This is a genomic window from Rhodoplanes sp. P11 (assembly GCF_964266735.1).
In the GTDB taxonomy this organism is placed as follows: domain Bacteria; phylum Pseudomonadota; class Alphaproteobacteria; order Rhizobiales; family Xanthobacteraceae; genus Rhodoplanes; species Rhodoplanes serenus.
The window spans coordinates 101,644-117,973 of record NZ_CAXWGY010000019.1 but is presented as its reverse complement, the minus strand read 5'-3'; the positions used below and the strand labels follow the sequence as shown (position 1 = coordinate 117,973).

At 71.5% G+C, this 16,330-nt stretch carries 16 protein-coding genes; 8 read left to right on the top strand and 8 right to left on the bottom strand.

Features of this window, described 5'->3' with window-relative positions:
* Positions 1 to 63 precede the first annotated feature (63 nt).
* Positions 64 to 423 (bottom strand): phasin family protein, encoded by a 360-nt coding sequence (locus ACFQUV_RS19680; protein WP_129610785.1) that lies wholly within the window; start codon positions 421 to 423, stop codon positions 64 to 66.
* 354 nt (positions 424 to 777) lie between these two features.
* Here ACFQUV_RS19680 and ACFQUV_RS19675 point away from each other — a divergent pair, with 354 nt between their 5' ends.
* On the top strand, positions 778 to 2,619 hold the full coding sequence (locus tag ACFQUV_RS19675; RefSeq protein ID WP_129610786.1) for a D-alanyl-D-alanine carboxypeptidase: 1,842 nt from the start codon (positions 778 to 780) through the stop codon (positions 2,617 to 2,619).
* A 153-nt stretch (positions 2,620 to 2,772) separates the two neighbouring features.
* Here ACFQUV_RS19675 and ACFQUV_RS19670 read toward each other — a convergent pair whose 3' ends face one another.
* The 3 genes from ACFQUV_RS19670 to ACFQUV_RS19660 form a co-directional block, all read right to left on the bottom strand.
* Entirely contained in the window at positions 2,773 to 3,474 is a 702-nt protein-coding gene (locus ACFQUV_RS19670; protein ID WP_129610787.1) for a DnaJ domain-containing protein, read from the bottom strand.
* Positions 3,471 to 4,220, bottom strand: a complete 750-nt coding sequence (locus ACFQUV_RS19665; RefSeq protein WP_129610788.1) for a VWA domain-containing protein — start codon at positions 4,218 to 4,220, stop codon at positions 3,471 to 3,473. The genes ACFQUV_RS19670 and ACFQUV_RS19665 overlap by 4 nt, the downstream gene beginning before the upstream one ends.
* A 157-nt stretch (positions 4,221 to 4,377) precedes the next feature.
* Positions 4,378 to 5,358: a division plane positioning ATPase MipZ gene (locus tag ACFQUV_RS19660; RefSeq protein WP_165364115.1), complete on the bottom strand. Its 981-nt coding sequence runs from the start codon at positions 5,356 to 5,358 to the stop codon at positions 4,378 to 4,380.
* Between the two features lie 172 nt (positions 5,359 to 5,530).
* Here ACFQUV_RS19660 and panC point away from each other — a divergent pair, with 172 nt between their 5' ends.
* On the top strand, positions 5,531 to 6,400 hold the full coding sequence (panC, locus tag ACFQUV_RS19655) for a pantoate--beta-alanine ligase (RefSeq protein ID WP_129610790.1): 870 nt from the start codon (positions 5,531 to 5,533) through the stop codon (positions 6,398 to 6,400).
* 63 nt (positions 6,401 to 6,463) lie between these two features.
* Here the strand turns inward: panC and ACFQUV_RS19650 are convergent, their stop codons facing one another.
* The 3 genes from ACFQUV_RS19650 to ACFQUV_RS19640 form a co-directional block, all read right to left on the bottom strand.
* On the bottom strand, positions 6,464 to 7,177 hold the full coding sequence (locus tag ACFQUV_RS19650; protein ID WP_129610791.1) for a PilZ domain-containing protein: 714 nt from the start codon (positions 7,175 to 7,177) through the stop codon (positions 6,464 to 6,466).
* Positions 7,178 to 7,526: 349 nt separating this feature from the next.
* A complete protein-coding gene (locus ACFQUV_RS19645) occupies positions 7,527 to 7,958 on the bottom strand; it encodes a DUF1489 family protein (protein WP_111388046.1) in 432 nt (143 codons plus the stop codon).
* 4 nt (positions 7,959 to 7,962) lie between these two features.
* On the bottom strand, positions 7,963 to 9,090 hold the full coding sequence (locus ACFQUV_RS19640; protein ID WP_129610792.1) for a hypothetical protein: 1,128 nt from the start codon (positions 9,088 to 9,090) through the stop codon (positions 7,963 to 7,965).
* A gap of 287 nt (positions 9,091 to 9,377) precedes the next feature.
* On the opposite strand from ACFQUV_RS19640, the gene ACFQUV_RS19635 reads away from it, so the two are divergent.
* Positions 9,378 to 9,782, top strand: coding sequence for a hypothetical protein (locus ACFQUV_RS19635; protein ID WP_129610793.1), 405 nt, complete (start codon positions 9,378 to 9,380; stop codon positions 9,780 to 9,782).
* A gap of 489 nt (positions 9,783 to 10,271) precedes the next feature.
* Here ACFQUV_RS19635 and ACFQUV_RS19630 read toward each other — a convergent pair whose 3' ends face one another.
* The gene (locus ACFQUV_RS19630; RefSeq protein ID WP_129610794.1) at positions 10,272 to 11,114 is read right to left on the bottom strand and encodes a cyclase family protein; all 843 of its coding nucleotides are present in this window, start codon (positions 11,112 to 11,114) and stop codon (positions 10,272 to 10,274) included.
* A gap of 204 nt (positions 11,115 to 11,318) precedes the next feature.
* Between ACFQUV_RS19630 and ACFQUV_RS19625 the strand changes: the two genes are divergently transcribed.
* The 5 genes from ACFQUV_RS19625 (at position 11,319) to speB (ending at position 16,297) form a co-directional block, all read left to right on the top strand.
* Positions 11,319 to 13,205 carry an ABC-F family ATP-binding cassette domain-containing protein gene (locus ACFQUV_RS19625; RefSeq protein ID WP_129610795.1) on the top strand — a complete coding sequence of 629 codons (1,887 nt, stop codon included), beginning with the start codon at positions 11,319 to 11,321 and terminating at the stop codon, positions 13,203 to 13,205.
* A 45-nt stretch (positions 13,206 to 13,250) separates the two neighbouring features.
* The gene (locus ACFQUV_RS19620) at positions 13,251 to 14,102 is read left to right on the top strand and encodes an RMD1 family protein (RefSeq protein WP_129610796.1); all 852 of its coding nucleotides are present in this window, start codon (positions 13,251 to 13,253) and stop codon (positions 14,100 to 14,102) included.
* A 10-nt stretch (positions 14,103 to 14,112) separates the two neighbouring features.
* Entirely contained in the window at positions 14,113 to 14,688 is a 576-nt protein-coding gene (locus ACFQUV_RS19615) for a GNAT family N-acetyltransferase (protein WP_129610797.1), read from the top strand.
* A 137-nt stretch (positions 14,689 to 14,825) separates the two neighbouring features.
* Positions 14,826 to 15,395, top strand: a complete 570-nt coding sequence (locus ACFQUV_RS19610; RefSeq protein WP_129610798.1) for a pyruvoyl-dependent arginine decarboxylase — start codon at positions 14,826 to 14,828, stop codon at positions 15,393 to 15,395.
* Complete coding sequence (gene speB / locus ACFQUV_RS19605) at positions 15,392 to 16,297, top strand: agmatinase (protein WP_129610799.1); 906 nt, start codon at positions 15,392 to 15,394, stop codon at positions 16,295 to 16,297. The genes ACFQUV_RS19610 and speB overlap by 4 nt, the downstream gene beginning before the upstream one ends.
* Positions 16,298 to 16,330: the final 33 nt, after the last annotated feature.

Below are 16,330 nucleotides of genomic sequence, written 5' to 3'. Positions count from 1 at the left end.
AGATGCGAAAAGCCCGGCCGTTCGGCCGGGCTTTTTGTTTTCTGGTTGCGACCTGCCGAGGTGTCAGCCGCCGGCCGGCTTGCCGAAGCCCGGGACCGAAAACTTGCCGGCGAAGCCTTCGAACGGCTTGTAGAGGTCCTTGGCGAGATCGGCGTACAGCTCGCTCATGCGGTTCGACTGGGCGATGAAGCTCTCGTAGCTGGACTTCAGATAGTTCGATTGCAGCTCGAAGATCGTGTCCAGCGACTTGGCGCCGACCATCTTCTCCAGCACCGCGGTGCCCTGCTCGAACGACGTCTTGGAGTAGTCGACGGTCTCGGCGGCGATCGCCTGCATGCTCTTGGAGACGGCGCCGAACGACTTCATGGCCGCATCCATGCTGTCCTTGCCGAACGCCTGCACGTTGTCGAGGGGGATGTTCATGGGAGCCTCTCCCGGTTGCGACACTGGTCGCCAACCCACACGGCGGCGTGATCCCGATGTGACCGCCCGCCTTCGTTGCGACCCTGAAAAACTCTATACTGCACTGCACAATTTCGCAAGAAAAATTTTTGCACCGCAACAAGAACGGCAAATTCTGCCGTGCGATCAAAGGATCTGTTAACTTTTCCGAAACGCCCCCCGCCTACCGTGATCGAGCGCATCGTCTCGGTGACGCCAGAATTCGGCAGTAACGCTCTCGTGAGCCGCCGTGGGTTTGGCAGACGGACGGCAGCTCGAGAAACGTCACGGGGACATCGGGCGCGGACCAGCGCCACCGATGGATGAGGGGAAACAATGCTCCTGACATTCGGGAACACGCGGGGATTCCGCTCGGTCGCGGTCGGGCTTCTCGCCGGCGTCGCGGCGGTCGCGTTCACCCTCGACACGGCCGATGCGCGCGGGCGTCGGCATCGCGCCGCCAAGAGCGGCGGCGGTTACAATCCGCCCTACGCGGCCATCGTGGTCGACGCCAATTCGGGCCAGATTCTGCACGCCGCGGAAGCCGACGGCATCCGCCACCCGGCCTCCCTCACCAAGATCATGACGCTCTATCTGCTGTTCGAGCGGATGGAGGCCGGTAAGATCAGGCCCGACACGCCCCTCAAGGTTTCGGCCCACGCGGCCTCGCAGTCCCCCACCAAGCTCGGCCTCAAGCCCGGCCAGACGATCACGGCCGACGAGGCGATCCGCGGGCTGGTCACCCGTTCGGCCAACGACGCCGCCGTGGTGATCGCCGAGGCGCTCGCCGGCGACGAGGACGACTTCGCCAAGCTGATGACCCGCAAGGCGCGGGCGCTCGGCATGAGCCGCACCGTCTACATGAACGCCTCGGGCCTGCCGAACAGCGCCCAGGTGACCACCGCCCGCGACCAGGCGATCCTCGGCCGCGCGATCCAAGAGCGCTTCCCGTCGCAGTACCGCTACTTCTCGATCTCGTCCTTCGCGTTCCGCGGCACCACGATCCGCAACCATAACCGCCTGCTCGGCTCGGTGCAGGGCGTCGACGGCATCAAGACCGGCTATGTCCGCGCCTCCGGCTTCAATCTCGTCTCGTCGATGAAGCGCAACAACCGCCATCTCGTGGCGGTGGTGCTGGGCGGCGCCTCGGCCGGCGCCCGCGACGCCCGTATGCGCAGCCTGCTGGAGAAGCACATCGCCGAGGCATCGACCCGCCGCACCGCGCCGCTGATCGCCGAGGCGCGCGACGCCGACGCACCGGCGCCGCAGATGATGCTGGCCTCCGCCGGCAGCGTGCCCTACGCGCCGGCGACCCCGGCGGCGGCCGCCGCCGCGATGCCGGCCAAGACGATGCCGCCGGCCGCCGCCCGCATCGAGCGCCCGGCCCCCGGCAAGATCGAGACGGCCCGGGTCGAGTCGAGCAGGTCCGAGTCGACCAAATCCGAGGCGACCAAGACCGTCGACCCGATCAAGCCGATCCAGGTCAAGACTATCAAGGTGAAGCTCGGCGGCGTGCAGACCGCCTCGCTGACCCCGCCGCTCGCCCATCTCCCGGTGATGCCGGTCCATCAGGACGAGCCGGCCGGACGCCCCGCCGCCCGCGCCGCCGTGGCTCCGGCTCCGGTGGGTGCTCCGGCGCCCGCCCCGCAGCCGGTCCGCACCGCTGCGGCGGCCGCCATGCCGGCGCACCCGGTCGCCGCCCCGGTCCAGATCGCCGTGGCTGCCGTTCCGGCCCGCCCGGCCGTCGCCGCGGCGCTGCCGCCGGCCCCGATTCAGGCTCAGGCCCCGGCCCAGCTCCAGCCGGCCGTCGCCGTGGCGCCGGCCCCTGCTCCCGCCCCGGCTCCGGTGGCGGTCGCCAGCGCCGAGCCGGAGAGCACCTTCGCGCTCGCCAGCGCGTCCGCCCGCCCCGAGAGCACGGCCCGCCGGGCGGTGCGCGGCGGCTGGGTGATCCAGATCGGCGCCTTCGGGGCCGAGGCCGAGGCCAAGGACCGCCTCAGCTCCGCCCAGGCCAAGGCCAAGCAGTATCTCGGCCAAGCCGACGCCTTCACCGAGGCGGTGACCCGCGACAACAAGACCTTCTACCGCGCACGCTTCGCCGGGTTCGAGAAGGACTCCGCCGAGGCCGCCTGCAAGTATCTCAAGCGAAACGACTTCGCTTGCCTGACCATCAAGTACTGACGAGCCGCTCGAGACACGAGGACGAAAAGCGGACGACGACCATAACCGAACCACCGGGATCAACCCGGGGATCGAACGGAGGCCCCTGCTCGGCGGCCAGAACGGCCGAGGAGCGCGTGAACGTCGAGATGAGTTGCGTAGTGTTCGGAGTTGTTATCGATGTCCGCGAAGCAGGACCTCCTTGGCCTCGTTTACACGGGCCGCGAGGTACGTCGTCCCCCCCTGGTCGGGATGGAGTTTCTTCATGAGCAGCCGATGCGCTCTGCCGATGTCCTCGGCGGACGCTCCCGGCTCAAGGCCAAGGATCTGATAGGCCTCCTGTTCCGTCATTTTGGCGGAACCCGCCGGTCGGCTCTGCCCCGCGCTCGCACCACCCTCCGGGTGTTCACGCCAGCCGGGACTGCGGCGGTCAAGATACGCTTCAAGTAGACGGCGGCTCTCCTCGTCGGCTTCGGCCAGGAGAGCCGACATTCCCTCGGCATCGAGGTCGTCGAGCGCGGCGCCGGCGAAGCGGCCCGCGACGACGCGCCCTCGCATGGCGCCGGTGTCGTGGTCGAGCTCCATCTCGACGAGGGCCGAGCGCACCCGCGACACCTGTCCGGGCGTCCGGCTGGTCCGCTGGCCCCAGCTCGCGCCACCGAACGGCAGCCAGCCGAGCAGCCCGAGCCCGGTGAGGCCAAGCGGGATGCCGATGCCCATCTGGCCGCGCGCCACCAGGAAGGCGGCGCCACCGAGAGCCGCCACCCCGCCGGCGATGCGGGCCCCCTTGGCGACACCCTTGGGGTCGGCGCGGGACAGCCGTCCCACCCCCCACAGCACGACGACGAGCACGGCCAGTCCGAGCAGCAGAGTCATGGCGATCCGAGCTGCGCCAGGAGACGCAGCGCCTCGGGGTTGCGATCCGACAGGCGCCGAAGCGCCCGCCGCCCACCGCTCGCATAGGCGGCGACCGCCCGCAACAGCGCCCCGAGCTCATGGGCCGCGCCGGGGCTGAACCGGCACCAGGCGCCGCCCGACAGGCGGGCGATCTCGCGGAAGGCACGCTCGGCGACCGGATCGCCCCCCTCCTGGAACATGAAAGCCGGCACCCCGGCGAGCCCCAGCTCGCCGGCTCGCGCGCAGAGATCGTCGACCGCCTCCTCCATGGCGTCGCCCACATAGACGAGCGCCTGCACGCGGGCGGCCTCGGTCTCGCGCCGCACATGGGCCAGCACCTTGCCGATCTGGGTGTGGCCGCCGCGGCAGTCGATCCGCTCCATCAGGCCGGACAGCGCCCGCGGGTCGGAGACGAAGCGGGAGGCACGGCATTCGGTCAAGCCGCGGAAATAGACGAGCTGCACGTCGAGCCCGCCGATCGCCGCCGTCTCGGCGAACATGTCGGCCTGCAACCGGCAGGCGGTGTCCCAGGTCGGCTGTCGGCTCATGGTGGCGTCGAGGGCGAACACCAGGCGGCCGCGGTGGCCGGGCTCGCCGGCCGGGCCGAGCGCCCTCACCTGCGCCACGAAGGCGTCGATGTCGACCCGCGACGAGGTCGGCGACTCGCTCACGGCCGGCGGCGTCGCGGCCGGCCGCGGGGCGGACCTGTCAGGCGGCTTCGCCATGGGGCCTCCGGAACCGGCTCGATCGGGGAATCCTCAGACGAGTCATGCCGTTCAAGTGGCCGTGGCGGGCCGCCGACGCAATGGTGGGACGATCACGGACCGCGGCGACACGCCGCCGCGCCGGGCGCCGGAGATCGGGTGCCGGCAGACCGCCGCGTCAGCCCGACACCGGCGAGGTGAACGGCGGCAGCGGCGGCAGCGTGCTCGGACCGTCCCCGTCGTCGCCGCCGCCGTCCAGCATGTCGTCGACGTCGAGCGGCCGGTATGCGCTCATGAACCACTCGGCCCGCGCCTCGGCGCGCTTGCGGCTGCGGTCGTCGAGCGGCAGCCCGAGGGTCGACAGCAGCCCCTGCACCTCCAGCCGCGCCGTGACATGCGACAGGCTCGGCCGGCTGTGGGCGGCCTGGTCGTCGAGATCGTCGACTGCGGTCAGTCCGCGCGGATAGAACTCGCGATAGATCACCCGCTCGGCGAAGCCCTCGACGAAGCGGAAGCCGAGCCGGCCGGCGAGCGCCGTCAGGCCGTCGCCGACGAGCTTGCGGTTGCGCGAGCCGAGGGTGGAGAGGCGATTGCGCACCACCACCCAGTCGGTGACCTTGCCGTCGACGATGCGGCGCTGCCGCCGCGCCTCACGCACCAGCTCGGCATAATGGCTGGAGCCGGTCAGCTCGTAGGTCTGCGGATCGACGGCGGCGAGCACGTCGAAATCGAGGAAGCTGTCGTTGAGCGGCGTCACCAGGGTGTCGGCCATCGAATGGGCGAGCCGCGACAGGAAAGTGTCGGCGCCCGGCGTGTCGATGACCAGAAAGTCGTGGCGATGCTCGATCTCGGTGATGGCCTCGGCGAAGCGCGCGAACTCGGCACTCTCGTTCTCGTCGACGCGGGCCCCCTCGCTGCGCGCGATGCAGAAGTGCAGCGGGATTTCGAGCGGCTTGTTGACGCGCCGGCCCCACAGGCGGCGGCGATCGATGTAATGGGTGAGCGTCTGCTGGCGCGAGTCGAGATCGATGGTGGCGACGCGCTGGCCCGCCTTCATCAGCGCGACGGCGAGATGAATCGCGGTGGTCGACTTGCCGGAACCACCCTTCTCGTTGCCGAGCACGATCACATGCGCCGAGAGCGAGCCTCGACGCAGCATGTCGCGTCCTTCCACCTCCGACCACATGGGCGCCTCCCGGCCGGGCCGATTTTTGTTTTGATCCGTCGGCACGGTCAAGCTATCTCTCCGGCCCGCCTGGAGTCGTGAACATCGCCGTGGGCATGAATCGCCCGCCGCCCGTGCCGGACCAGGCCGGCGGTGATCGATCATCATGACCAAAAGCCCTGCTCCGCTCCGACGCCCCGCCGTCGCCCGCACCCTCAAGGCGCTCGACCGCACCATCGCGGGCTTCCGCCGCAAGCACGAGACCGTCGCGCTGGTGCCCACCATGGGGGCGCTGCATGCCGGCCATCTGGCGCTGGTGCGCCGCGCCCGCCGGGCCGCCGACCGGGTGGTGGTGTCGATCTTCGTCAATCCTGCGCAGTTCGCGCCGAGCGAGGACTTCGCCAGCTATCCGCGCCGTCTCGCCGCCGATGTCTCGGCCCTCGCCGAGGCGCGCGCCGATCTCGTCTGGGCGCCCGACGCCAAGGTGATGTATCCGGCCGGATTCGCCACCCGGGTGGCGCCGGAGGGGCCTGCACTCGCCGGGCTCGAAGACAAGTATCGTCCGCATTTCTTCGGCGGCGTCGCCACCGTGGTGGCCAAGCTGTTCGGACAGGTACGCCCCGACATCGCGGTGTTCGGGCAGAAGGACTATCAGCAGCTCAAGGTGGTGACGCGGCTGGCCGCCGATCTCGACCTGCGGGTGAAGATCATCGGGCTGCCGACGGTGCGCGAGAAGGACGGCCTCGCGCTGTCGTCGCGCAATCTCTACCTGTCGCCCGAGGAGCGTGGGCGCGCCCCGGTGCTGCACCGGGTGCTGGCGGAGTGCGCCGACAAGATCGCGGCCGGCAGGCCGATCAAGGCGACGCTCGAGAGCGGCGCCAAGGCGCTCGCGCGCGCGGGCTTCGTGCTCGATTATCTGGAGGCGCGCAACGCCGAGACCTTGGCGCCGGCGAGGTCCGTGAAGGACGGGCCGATCCGCCTGCTGGTCGCGGCCCGTCTCGGCACCACGCGGCTGATCGACAACATCGCGGTCTGATCACGTCACGATCTGATCACGTCGCAGTCTGCTCACTGACGACGACGGCGCGTCGCGGCGCGTTCAGGCGTCGATGATCACGATCTCGCCGCCATCTTCCGGCGGCGGCATCGCCGACATCGCGCGCGCCCGGACGGGCGATCTGATCAGCAACCGTTCGAGCGTCGCGATCTCCTGGGTCTCCACGAACTCGACCGCGAAGCCACCCGCGAACCGCCGCACCACCCGGCCCACCACGGCGCCGACCGCGAGCGGCATGCCGAGCGGCGGTGTCAGCGCCGCCGTCACCGCGGCGCCCGAGGCCGACATGTCGATGATCCGGCACGGCAGCGTGGTGCCGTCGGCCAGCACCACGATGGACTGCGGCGTGCGCGGCACCATCCGATCGTGCCGGCGCTCGTTCGCCACTGCCTTGCGCTGGAGCCGATCGAGCCAGACGAGCTTCGCCTCCAGCTGGGCCAGCCGCTCGCCCGTGACCTCGATGCTCATGGCGAAGCCGCCGTAGAGCCGCCGCAGGATGACGCCGTCGAGCCGCCCGAACTCCTCGAACTGCGCCGCCACCGGCTCGCCGACGGCGCCGACCACCGAAGCCGCCACCATGAGGCCGTGCGGCGAGGCGTTGACGAGGCGGCACGCGAAAGCCGGTGGCTTGCCGTCGACGGCGCGGCGCCGCGGCAGAACGTACCGGCCCGGCAGGTTGACGACGACGCGGATGTCGCGCCGCCGCTCCACGGGAACACTCGTCGTCTGCGCGCAGGACCGCTCGCGATGCGCCATGCGGGCTCCTCGGTCGGGGACCTAATAACTTCTACCTATGTCATGAGAAGGTCCCCGGCCGGCGGTAGTTCCGGAGCCGTCACCGGACACGGGAAAGATCGTCCGACAGAAATCCGGTGAACTTTCGGAAAACTGATCTCATGGTGTTTCCGGGTGATCGGTCGGCCGTCTTTCCGGGTCGCGGCGAAGCCGCGAACCCGGAACCCAGCCAAACACGTCATCCTGCGGCAAACTTTTTGACTCTCGGCTGGATTCCGGACAGCCGCTTCGCGGCTTCCGGAAGGACCACCAAGTTGATCAGCCGGATCTCGTATCGCATCGCGGCACCGCGGCCGCGCATCGCAAAGGACTACAGCAGCCCCAGCGCCCGCAGCTCGCGCCGCAACGTCTCGGGCATCGCGGCGTCGGCGGCCCGCGACGACAGGTCGGGCGGCACCGCCTTGGCGGCGAGGTAGCGCCAGCCCTGGAACGGCCGGCACGGGCGCGGCTCTACCGGCACCACGGCCGGATCGAGCACCAGGCGACAGCGGCCGACGCCCGCGTCGTCGACGAACGGGCGGATATCGAGAAGCTGCTGGCGGCAGGCGATCTCGCCGCGGATCACCCAGTACAGAGAGCCGCCGGGCAGCAGCTCGCCGGTACGCTTGGGCGTCATCCGGGTGACATGGGCATGCTCGCGCGGGCTGCCGGCCGGGCGCGCCGCCAGGCGCTCGGCGATCCACGCCTCCAGGTCCGCGATGCCGTCGCAGCCGACGCAGAGCTTGATGAGATGCAGGGCCATCGGATCAATCGTCGTCGGCTGCGGCCGGCGGGGCGGTCGGCCCCGGCCGGGAGGTCGACGGCGCTCCCGGTGCCGCTGCGGGTGGCGACGCGGCCGGCCGGCTCGCGGCACGCGCCGGAGGTGCCGCCGGTGCGGCGGCGGATGGGGCTGCTGCGGCCGGCTTGCGGGCTGGCGGGGCCGCCCCGGCGGTGCCGGGCGTCGGGGCCGGGATATCGCGGGCGCCGACCGGCGGAGCCGGGCCGGCGGGCTCCGGCGACATGATGCTGACCGGCGGGATCGAGGCCGCCGAGGGGAAATCGTAGCGGGCGGACGCCGGCCGGCCGGACGCGCCGGCTGCGGCCGGCCCGGATGCGGGTGCCGCTGCCCCGGGTGCCGGGCTTCCGGTCCCGGCGAGCGCCGGAGCTGGGCCCAGCGGCGGCGAAAAGCCCTGGCTGGCCGCGGCGCTGCCGGTCAGGGCGTCGCCCGCGGCGAGCCCGGAGCCGCCCGGCCAGGCGGCGACATTGCGGGCCAGCAGCAGCTCGAAGCGGTGGTCCCGGATATTCGCCCGCACCCGCTCGGTCTCGTCGAGCAGCGCCAGGGCGGCGCACGAATCGGGGGTGCAGCCGGCCCGCTGGGCCAGCACGTGGGCGACGACGCCGAAGCGATCGGCCGCCAGCGTCCGCCGCAAGGGCGCCAGCACGGCCGCCAGCGCCGGGTCGCGGTCGGCCGCCGGCGCCGCCTCGCCCAGCAAGGCGAGTTGCGTCGCCACATAGGCCACGGCGGCGGCCGTCGTCTCCGGGCGCCCGAGCAGCACCGCCTCGCAGGCCGGCTCGGCCGCGGTGCCGGCGAGCCCGTCCAGGCAGGCGAGCGGCGAGCCGGGCACCAGCGCCCGCCCGGTCAGCTCGGCCAAGCGGGTCGCCAGGGCGTGGCGCTCGGCCCGGCGGGCCTGGGCGGTGGCGGCGAGCTCCGCCGTCCAGGTGGCGAGCCCCAGGGCTGCCACGACCGCGAAGCCGGCCAGCACCCGCCGCCCCACCCCGCCGCGCCATCCGGCCACGACGAGCAGCCCGGCGCCCGCCGCCACCACGGCGGCGACCGCTCCGGCGACCCAGACGGGCGGCAGCGCCGCCCCGCTCGTCGCGTCGAACCCCAGCATTCCATTCTCCCGGCGCCGCCATTCGGCGGCACAGCCGCCCCGACAGCGTAGCCGCCCCGGTCAAGCCACCCCAAGGTGACCAGATTATGCCGCTCGCGGGCCGCCGTCAGCGCTTCCGTTCCGCCTCCGGGGCACCTCCGCCGCGCGGCGGCGCGAACCACAGGTCGGATTCACCCGACCAACGGGATGCTTGGTCGGTGCCGCCGAACCGGATACTGTCCGGCCCTCGCATCGCATCCCCGTCATACGGCGCGCCGGCTCCGGCGCGTGCCTGGAGGTCGCTCTCGATGTTCGGACGCAGATTCGCCGCCCTGCTGCTCGCCGCCGGTTTCGTCGTGCCGTCGCTGCCGGCGCCGGCGCAGCCCTTGGTCACGCAAGGCATCGGCTCGTCGAGCTGCGCCAAGCTCGCCGCCGATCTGAAGCCGGCCGAGGGCCTCCAGAACCCCGTCAACCTGATGCTGTTCGCCTGGGTGCAGGGCTATGTCAGCGCCGCCAACGTGTCGCTGCTGGAGGCCGACGGCAAGCATGTCGACCTCGCGTCGCTCGACGACACCAAGGTGATCGCCATGGTGGCGACCTTCTGCAAGGCCAATCCGGACAAGAAGCCGATGGCCGCCGTCGACGACTTCATCCGGCAATCGGCCAAGCAGCGGGCCAAGTGGGACGTCGGCACGATCAACTGGAACGGTTGAGCGGACCCGCCATCACCGTCACCTTACGCAATTCGACATTGGTCTCATGCGGCCCTCGCGGGTCCCACCTAAGGCTCGGAAACCCCCGGTTTCCGGGCCTTTCTTACGGCCCGCATCCGCATCGTCGCAGCCGCCGGAGCGGCTCCGGCGGGAAATTCGAGCGGCGCCTGATTTAGATCAAAGCCGCTCGGGAGGCGGCGCAGCATTGTCTGCTCCGACGATCGATCGGGGGCCTCGGGGGCTTCGGTTCGGTTCGCAAGGTTGGTGCGCAGCGTCGTGCCACGGGGGTGCGCGATGCTGTGATGCCCAGCGGGCGGTTCGAAAGAACCGCCCGCCTTTTTTTGTGTGCAATTGTTTTCGGAGCGCGCTTCCGATCGAGACGCGCGGACAGCTCGAGACGGACAGCTCGAGACGAACAGCTCCAGATTCAGATTGCACGGCGCTGCGCCATCCGAAGAGCGGCGATCACCGGCGCCCCTGTGATCGTGATCAGATCAGCGCCAGGAGGCGCACCGGTGCGCCGGTGGCGTCCTTCACCTTGGGCAGGCCGACCACCAGCGTGGCGCCCGCCGCCGGCACCTTGTCGAGATTGGCGACGTTCTCCAGCCCCCAGCGGCCCGCCGGCAGCCAGATCGCATGCGTCTTGAAGTCGCTCGACGGGCCGTGATCGAGCGACAGCGTGTCGACCGCGAGGCCGATGACGTCGCGCTCCTTCAGCAGCCAGGTGGCGGCCTCCGGCGCGATGCCCGGGAAATGCAGGGTGCCGTCGACGTCACGACCGACGAAGCGCGCCGGGTCTTCGGTGGCCAGGCGGCCCCAGCCCGAGTGCATGGCGACGCAGCAGCCGGCCGGCAGCCGGCCGTGCCGGCTCTCCCAGGCGACGAGATCGTCGCGCGACAGGAGATAGTCCGCATCGGCGTCCGCCTTCTCGGCGACGTCGATCACCGCGAGCGGCACCACCAGCGTGTCGGCCGGAATGTCCTCGACGCTGGCGCCGGTCTCGGCGAAGTGAATCGGCGCGTCGAGATGCGTGCCGGCGTGCTCGGTCAGCCGCCAGTCCTGCATGTTGTAGCCGTCCTTGCGGAAGTCGGCGCGCCGCTCCAGCTCGATCAGGGGCGCCCCGAAGAAGCCCGGAAACGCCGGCGTCAGCGTGTGGGTGAGATCGACGACACGTTCGAAGCTGCGCGGCGCCGCCGCCACCACGGTGGGCTCCACCGCCATCGCGGCGAAGCCGGCGGCCGCGGCGCCGGCCCGTCCGAAGAAGCCGCGGCGCGACAGGCCCGCCCGCGCGGCGGTGGCCCGCACCGCCTCCATGCATCCCTGCACGCACATCGACACCTCCCGCCGCCCGGTCCGCCCGGCCCGCACCTTACAGCAACACTTTCGAGGATTTGTCACCGTCGCCCGCGCCGGCCGCATGGCGGAACGGACGACGGAACGGGAGTGCCCGCACCCGCGGTCGCGGCCGGGCCACACGCATCCCGGACCCGCGATGCGGCGTTTCGATGGCGTCGCCGGTTCCGTGTATAAGGCCGCATGCTCGTACTCACCGACCTCACCGTCCGCATCGCCGGGCGTCTCCTGATCGACCACGCCTCCGTCCAGATCCCGGCCGGGGCGCGTGTGGGCCTCGTGGGGCGCAACGGGACCGGGAAATCGACCCTGTTCCGCACCATCACGGGAGAGCTTCACGCCGACACCGGAGACATCGGGCTGCCGGCCCGCACCGTGGTCGGCACCCTCCCCCAGGAGGCGCCGAACGGCCCCGAGCCGCTGATCGACGTGGTGCTGGCGGCGCATACCGAGCGCACCGCCCTGCTCGCCGAGGCGGAGACCGCGACCGATCCGCACCGCATCGCCTGGCTGCACACGCGGCTCGCCGATATCGGCGCCCATGCGGCCCCGGCGCGGGCCGCCGCGATCCTGCACGGGCTCGGCTTCTCGCACGAGGATCAGAAGCGGCCGGTCGCCGAGTTCTCGGGCGGCTGGCGCATGCGCGTCGCGCTCGCCGCGGTGCTGTTCCGCGAACCCGACCTGCTGCTGCTCGACGAGCCGACCAACTATCTCGATCTCGAAGGCACGCTGTGGCTGGAGGAGCACCTCGCCCGCTATCCGCACACCGTCATCGTGGTCAGCCACGACCGCGACCTGCTCGACAAGGCGGTCGATTCGATTCTCCATCTCGAGAACGGCAAGCTGACGCTCTACCGCGGCACCTACACGACGTTCGAGCGCACCCGCCGCGAGCGCCTGGAGCTGGACCAGAAGCTCGCCAGAAAGCTGGAGGCGCAGCGCGCCCATCTCACCGCCTTCGTGGAGCGCTTCCGCGCCAAGGCCACCAAGGCCCGGCAGGCGCAGTCGCGCCTGAAGATGCTGGCGCGGCTCGGCCCGGCGCCGACGCGTGTCAGCGACGAGGTGCGCGAGATCGTGTTGCCGGCGCCCGCCAAGCTGCTGTCGCCGCCGATCCTGGCGCTCGACGACGTCGCGGTCGGCTACGAGCCGGACCGGCCGGTGCTGCGCCGGGTGACGCTGCGCATCGACAACGACGACCGCATCGCCCTGCTCGGCGCCAACGGCAACGGCAAGTCGACCCTGGTCAAGCTGATCGCCGGCCGCATCGCGGCGCAGGCGGGCCGCGTCACCCGGGCCGACAAGCTGACGGTCGGCTACTTCGCCCAGCATCAGCTCGACGAGCTCGACGAGGGGGCGAGCGTCTACATGCATGTCCGTCGCCTGATGCCCGATGCCGGCGAGGCGGCGGTGCGTGCCAAGGCCGGCGCCATCGGCTTCTCGGGCGAGGCGGCCGATACCCTGGTGGGCAAGCTGTCGGGCGGCGAGAAGGCGCGCCTCCTGCTCGGTCTCGCCACCTTCCACGCGCCGCATCTCTTGCTGCTCGACGAGCCCACCAACCATCTCGACATCGACAGCCGCGCGGCGCTGATCGAGGCGGTCAACGACTTCCCCGGTGCCGTCGTCATGGTGTCGCACGACCGTCATCTGCTCGATGCCTGTGCGGATCGCCTGTGGCTGGTGGCGAACGGCGGCGTCGCTCCGTTCGACGGCGACATCGACGACTACCGCCGGCTGGTGCTCGCCGGCGACGACAGGATCGAGCGGGCCGACAAGGACGCCTCGCGCGGCGCCTCGCGGACCGACCAGCGCCGCGCCGCCGCCGAGCGGCGCGCCGGGCTGGCGCCGCTCAAGAAGCGAATCGGCGCCCTGGAGAAGCGGATCGAGACGTTGCAGAAGCGCGTCGCCGAGATCGACGCGGCGCTGGCCGATCCCGCCCTCTACGCCCGCGACGGCGCCCGCGCCGCGATGCTCGGCAAGGAGCGCGCCGACACCACTGCGGCGCTCGCCGCCGCCGAGGACGAATGGCTGGCGCTGAGCGCCGAGTACGAGGACGCGATGGCGGCGGAGTGAAGCCGCCGCCCGCGCGTCTCGCGTCCTGCTATACTGTCGGGTGCCATGCCGGACTCTTCGCCCCTGCCCGTCTCCGCCCCGGCCGCCGCACCCGCTCCGGCGACGCCGGCCCGCGCGCGCCTCACCGCCCGCACCCTGCTGTTGGGCGACCGCATCGATACCGCCGGGCTGGAGCGCAGCGATCTCGTCTCCACCACGCCGCTCGCCTTCCGCTCGGGCGTCGCCGGCTATGCGGTGCTGTTCCGCTACGGCGTCGCCGTGCTGATCGGCCTGTCGCCGGTCGAGGAGGACGAGGTGGTGCGGGCGCTGGGGCCGCGCCTGTTCGGCCGCTACGAGCAGGTCGAGGACGAGTCGACCCTGGTCGAGATCGCGCCCGAGCAGGACGACCAGGTGGTGCCGGGCGGCCCGGTGGCGATCCGCGCGCTGACGCCGCCGCGCCTTCTGGTGATCGCCGACGTGCTCGCCAAGAACGCCGCGCTGTCGCGCGACGAGCGCGAGGCCGCCCGCGTGCTGGAGGTGATGGAGCCGTTCGCCGCCACCCTCGCCCGAACCGGCAAGACGCCGACCAATCGCCGGCAGATGCTGCGCACCATCGGCCAGGCGTTGCAGGTGCAGCACCGCCTCGCCGGCCGCGTCGAGATCGAGGACAAGCCCGACATCCTGTGGGATCAGGCGGAGTTCGAGCGGCTGTGGCTGCGCCTCGCCGACGAGTACGAGCTGAAGGAGCGCGCCACCTCACTGGCCCGCAAGCTCGAGGTGATCGACGACACCGCGCGCGCCCTCACCGAGCTGATCGATACCGAGCGCAGCGTGCGGCTGGAGATGACCATCGTGCTCCTGATCGTCGTCGAGGTGCTGGTGACGTTCTACGAGCTGTTCGTCCGTGGCGGCCATTGAGGAGTTCCGCATGTCGCCCCCCACCGTTCCGATCGTCCGCGATCAGACCGAGACCGATGTCGCCGCCGTGCATGCCCTGGTGTCGGCGGCCTTCCGCGGGATGGCGCATGCGAGCGGCACCGAGCCCGCCATCATGGACGCGCTGTGGCGCAGCGGTGACGCCGTCGTGGCGCTGGTGGCCGAGGATGCGACCGGCCTGATCGGCCAGGCTGCCTTTTCGGCTGTCGAGATCGTCGGGTCCGGAACCGGCTGGCACGGGCTCGGGCCGGTCGCGGTACGGCCGGACCGCCAGCGCTGCGGTGTCGGCTCCGCGCTGATCCGCACCGGCCTCGCGCGGCTGCGCGCGCTCGGCTCGTCGGGCTGCATCGTGGTCGGCGATCCGGCCTACTACGGGCGTTTCGGCTTCCGCCCGGCCGACCTCCACGTTCCCGGCATACCGGACCGCTACGTCGCGGCGATTCCGCTGGCGGCCCCGATGGCGTCCGGCCTCGTCGCCTTCTCGCCAGCCTTCGATGCGACGGGCTCGGATGCGGCAGGCTCGGATGCGATGCCTGACACGACGGAGTCCGACATGGCCGGCCGTTAGGATCGGCCGCATCGGCGACACCGCCGCGTCGAGGAGACGGCAGCGGTGACGGAGGCCGCCGGCTTGTCCCGCCATCGTCATCGTGGTCGGCTAGAGCTGCGCCGACCGTTCACCCCAGGCGATCCTTCGGAGGCGCGATGTTCCCGATTCCGACACAGGTGTTCCTCACCCGCGGCTGCGGCATCCACAAGCAACCGCTGACCGCCTTCGAGTACGCGCTGCGCGACGCCGACATCGAGCAGCAGAACCTCGTCACCGTGTCGTCGATCCTGCCGCCCGGCTGCCGCCTGATCTCGCGCGAGACCGGGGTGCCGACGCTGTCGCCCGGCGAGATCACCTTCTGTGTCATGGCACGGGCCGAGACCAACGAGCCGGGGCGCCGCATCGTCGCCTCCATCGGCCTCGCCCGGCCGAAGGACCCGGCGCTCTACGGCTACATCTCGGAGCACCACGGCTACGGCATGACCGAGCAGGAGGCCGGCGATTACGCCGAGGACCTCGCGGCCACCATGCTGGCCTCGACGCTCGGCATCGAGTTCGATCCCAACGCCGCCTGGAACGAGCGGCGCAAGCTCTACGAGACGAGTCATCTCATCGTCGACACGCTGTCGACGACGGCGGCAGCGACCGGCGCCGACAATGGCGACTGGACCTGCGCGATCGCCTGCGCGGTGTTCCGCTTCACCCCGGTGGAGACCTCCGCATGAGCGGTGCGACGCCCGCCACCTTCGCGCTGCCGGCGCGCTTCCTCGGTCTCGCCCGGAACGATCGTGACGCCGCCGTCTGCATCGCCGGCATCCCGCTCGACATCGGCACCACCAACCGGGCCGGCGCCCGCGACGGCCCCGCCGCCATCCGCCGCGCCAGCCGCATGCTGGTGGACGGCGCTCACCCGATCCATCGCACCGAGCCGGCCGAAATGGACGTCGCCGACATCGGCGACTTCGCCATCGCGCTCGGCGACATCGAGCGCTCGCTGGCCTTGATCGAGGCGCAGGCGGAGGGCCTCGCCCATCTGGTGGCGCTCGGCGGCGAGCACGGCATCACCCTGCCGCTCCTGCGCGCGCTCGCCCGCCGCACCGGGCCGTTGGCCCTCGTCCATTTCGATGCCCATGTGGACACCTGGCCGGACAGCTTCGGCCAGCGCTACGGCCACGGCTCGGTGTTCTTCCACGCCATCGAGGAGGGCCTGATAGATCCGCACCGCACCGTGCAGATCGGCATCCGCTCGCCCATGGGCAACGACGTGCACGACTGGACGCTGGCTCGCGGCGTGCGGATCGTGCCGGCCGAGGCGGCGCACGAGCGGGGACCGGCGGCGGTCGCCGAGGAGATCCGCGCCATCGTGGGCGACGCGCCCGCCTATCTCAGCGTCGATGTCGACGTGCTCGATCCCGCCTTCGCGCCCGGCACCGGCACGCCCGAGATCGGCGGGCTGGCGAGCTGGCAGCTCCTGGCGATGCTGCGCCGCCTGGGCGGCGTCCGCTTCGCCGGCATGGACGTGGTCGAGGTGGCGCCCGCCTACGACGTCGCCGAGATCACCGCGCTCGCCGCCGCCACGGTCGCCTGGGAGTATCTGGCCATGATGGGGCGGCCGGCCGGCCCGTAGCGTCGCGCCAGGCCCGGCCCCGGCGACGCCATG

What these genes read in the sequence shown, in the direction of transcription:
- ACFQUV_RS19680 (WP_129610785.1), bottom strand. Translation starts at nt 423, where the DNA reads ATGAACATCCCCCTCGACAACGTGCAGGCGTTCGGCAAGGACAGCATG.
- ACFQUV_RS19675 (WP_129610786.1), top strand. Translation starts at nt 778, where the DNA reads ATGCTCCTGACATTCGGGAACACGCGGGGATTCCGCTCGGTCGCGGTC.
- ACFQUV_RS19670 (WP_129610787.1), bottom strand. Translation starts at nt 3,474, where the DNA reads ATGACTCTGCTGCTCGGACTGGCCGTGCTCGTCGTCGTGCTGTGGGGG.
- ACFQUV_RS19665 (WP_129610788.1), bottom strand. Translation starts at nt 4,220, where the DNA reads ATGGCGAAGCCGCCTGACAGGTCCGCCCCGCGGCCGGCCGCGACGCCG.
- ACFQUV_RS19660 (WP_165364115.1), bottom strand. Translation starts at nt 5,358, where the DNA reads ATGCTGCGTCGAGGCTCGCTCTCGGCGCATGTGATCGTGCTCGGCAAC.
- panC (WP_129610790.1), top strand. Translation starts at nt 5,531, where the DNA reads ATGACCAAAAGCCCTGCTCCGCTCCGACGCCCCGCCGTCGCCCGCACC.
- ACFQUV_RS19650 (WP_129610791.1), bottom strand. Translation starts at nt 7,177, where the DNA reads ATGGCGCATCGCGAGCGGTCCTGCGCGCAGACGACGAGTGTTCCCGTG.
- ACFQUV_RS19645 (WP_111388046.1), bottom strand. Translation starts at nt 7,958, where the DNA reads ATGGCCCTGCATCTCATCAAGCTCTGCGTCGGCTGCGACGGCATCGCG.
- ACFQUV_RS19640 (WP_129610792.1), bottom strand. Translation starts at nt 9,090, where the DNA reads ATGCTGGGGTTCGACGCGACGAGCGGGGCGGCGCTGCCGCCCGTCTGG.
- ACFQUV_RS19635 (WP_129610793.1), top strand. Translation starts at nt 9,378, where the DNA reads ATGTTCGGACGCAGATTCGCCGCCCTGCTGCTCGCCGCCGGTTTCGTC.
- ACFQUV_RS19630 (WP_129610794.1), bottom strand. Translation starts at nt 11,114, where the DNA reads ATGTGCGTGCAGGGATGCATGGAGGCGGTGCGGGCCACCGCCGCGCGG.
- ACFQUV_RS19625 (WP_129610795.1), top strand. Translation starts at nt 11,319, where the DNA reads ATGCTCGTACTCACCGACCTCACCGTCCGCATCGCCGGGCGTCTCCTG.
- ACFQUV_RS19620 (WP_129610796.1), top strand. Translation starts at nt 13,251, where the DNA reads ATGCCGGACTCTTCGCCCCTGCCCGTCTCCGCCCCGGCCGCCGCACCC.
- ACFQUV_RS19615 (WP_129610797.1), top strand. Translation starts at nt 14,113, where the DNA reads ATGTCGCCCCCCACCGTTCCGATCGTCCGCGATCAGACCGAGACCGAT.
- ACFQUV_RS19610 (WP_129610798.1), top strand. Translation starts at nt 14,826, where the DNA reads ATGTTCCCGATTCCGACACAGGTGTTCCTCACCCGCGGCTGCGGCATC.
- speB (WP_129610799.1), top strand. Translation starts at nt 15,392, where the DNA reads ATGAGCGGTGCGACGCCCGCCACCTTCGCGCTGCCGGCGCGCTTCCTC.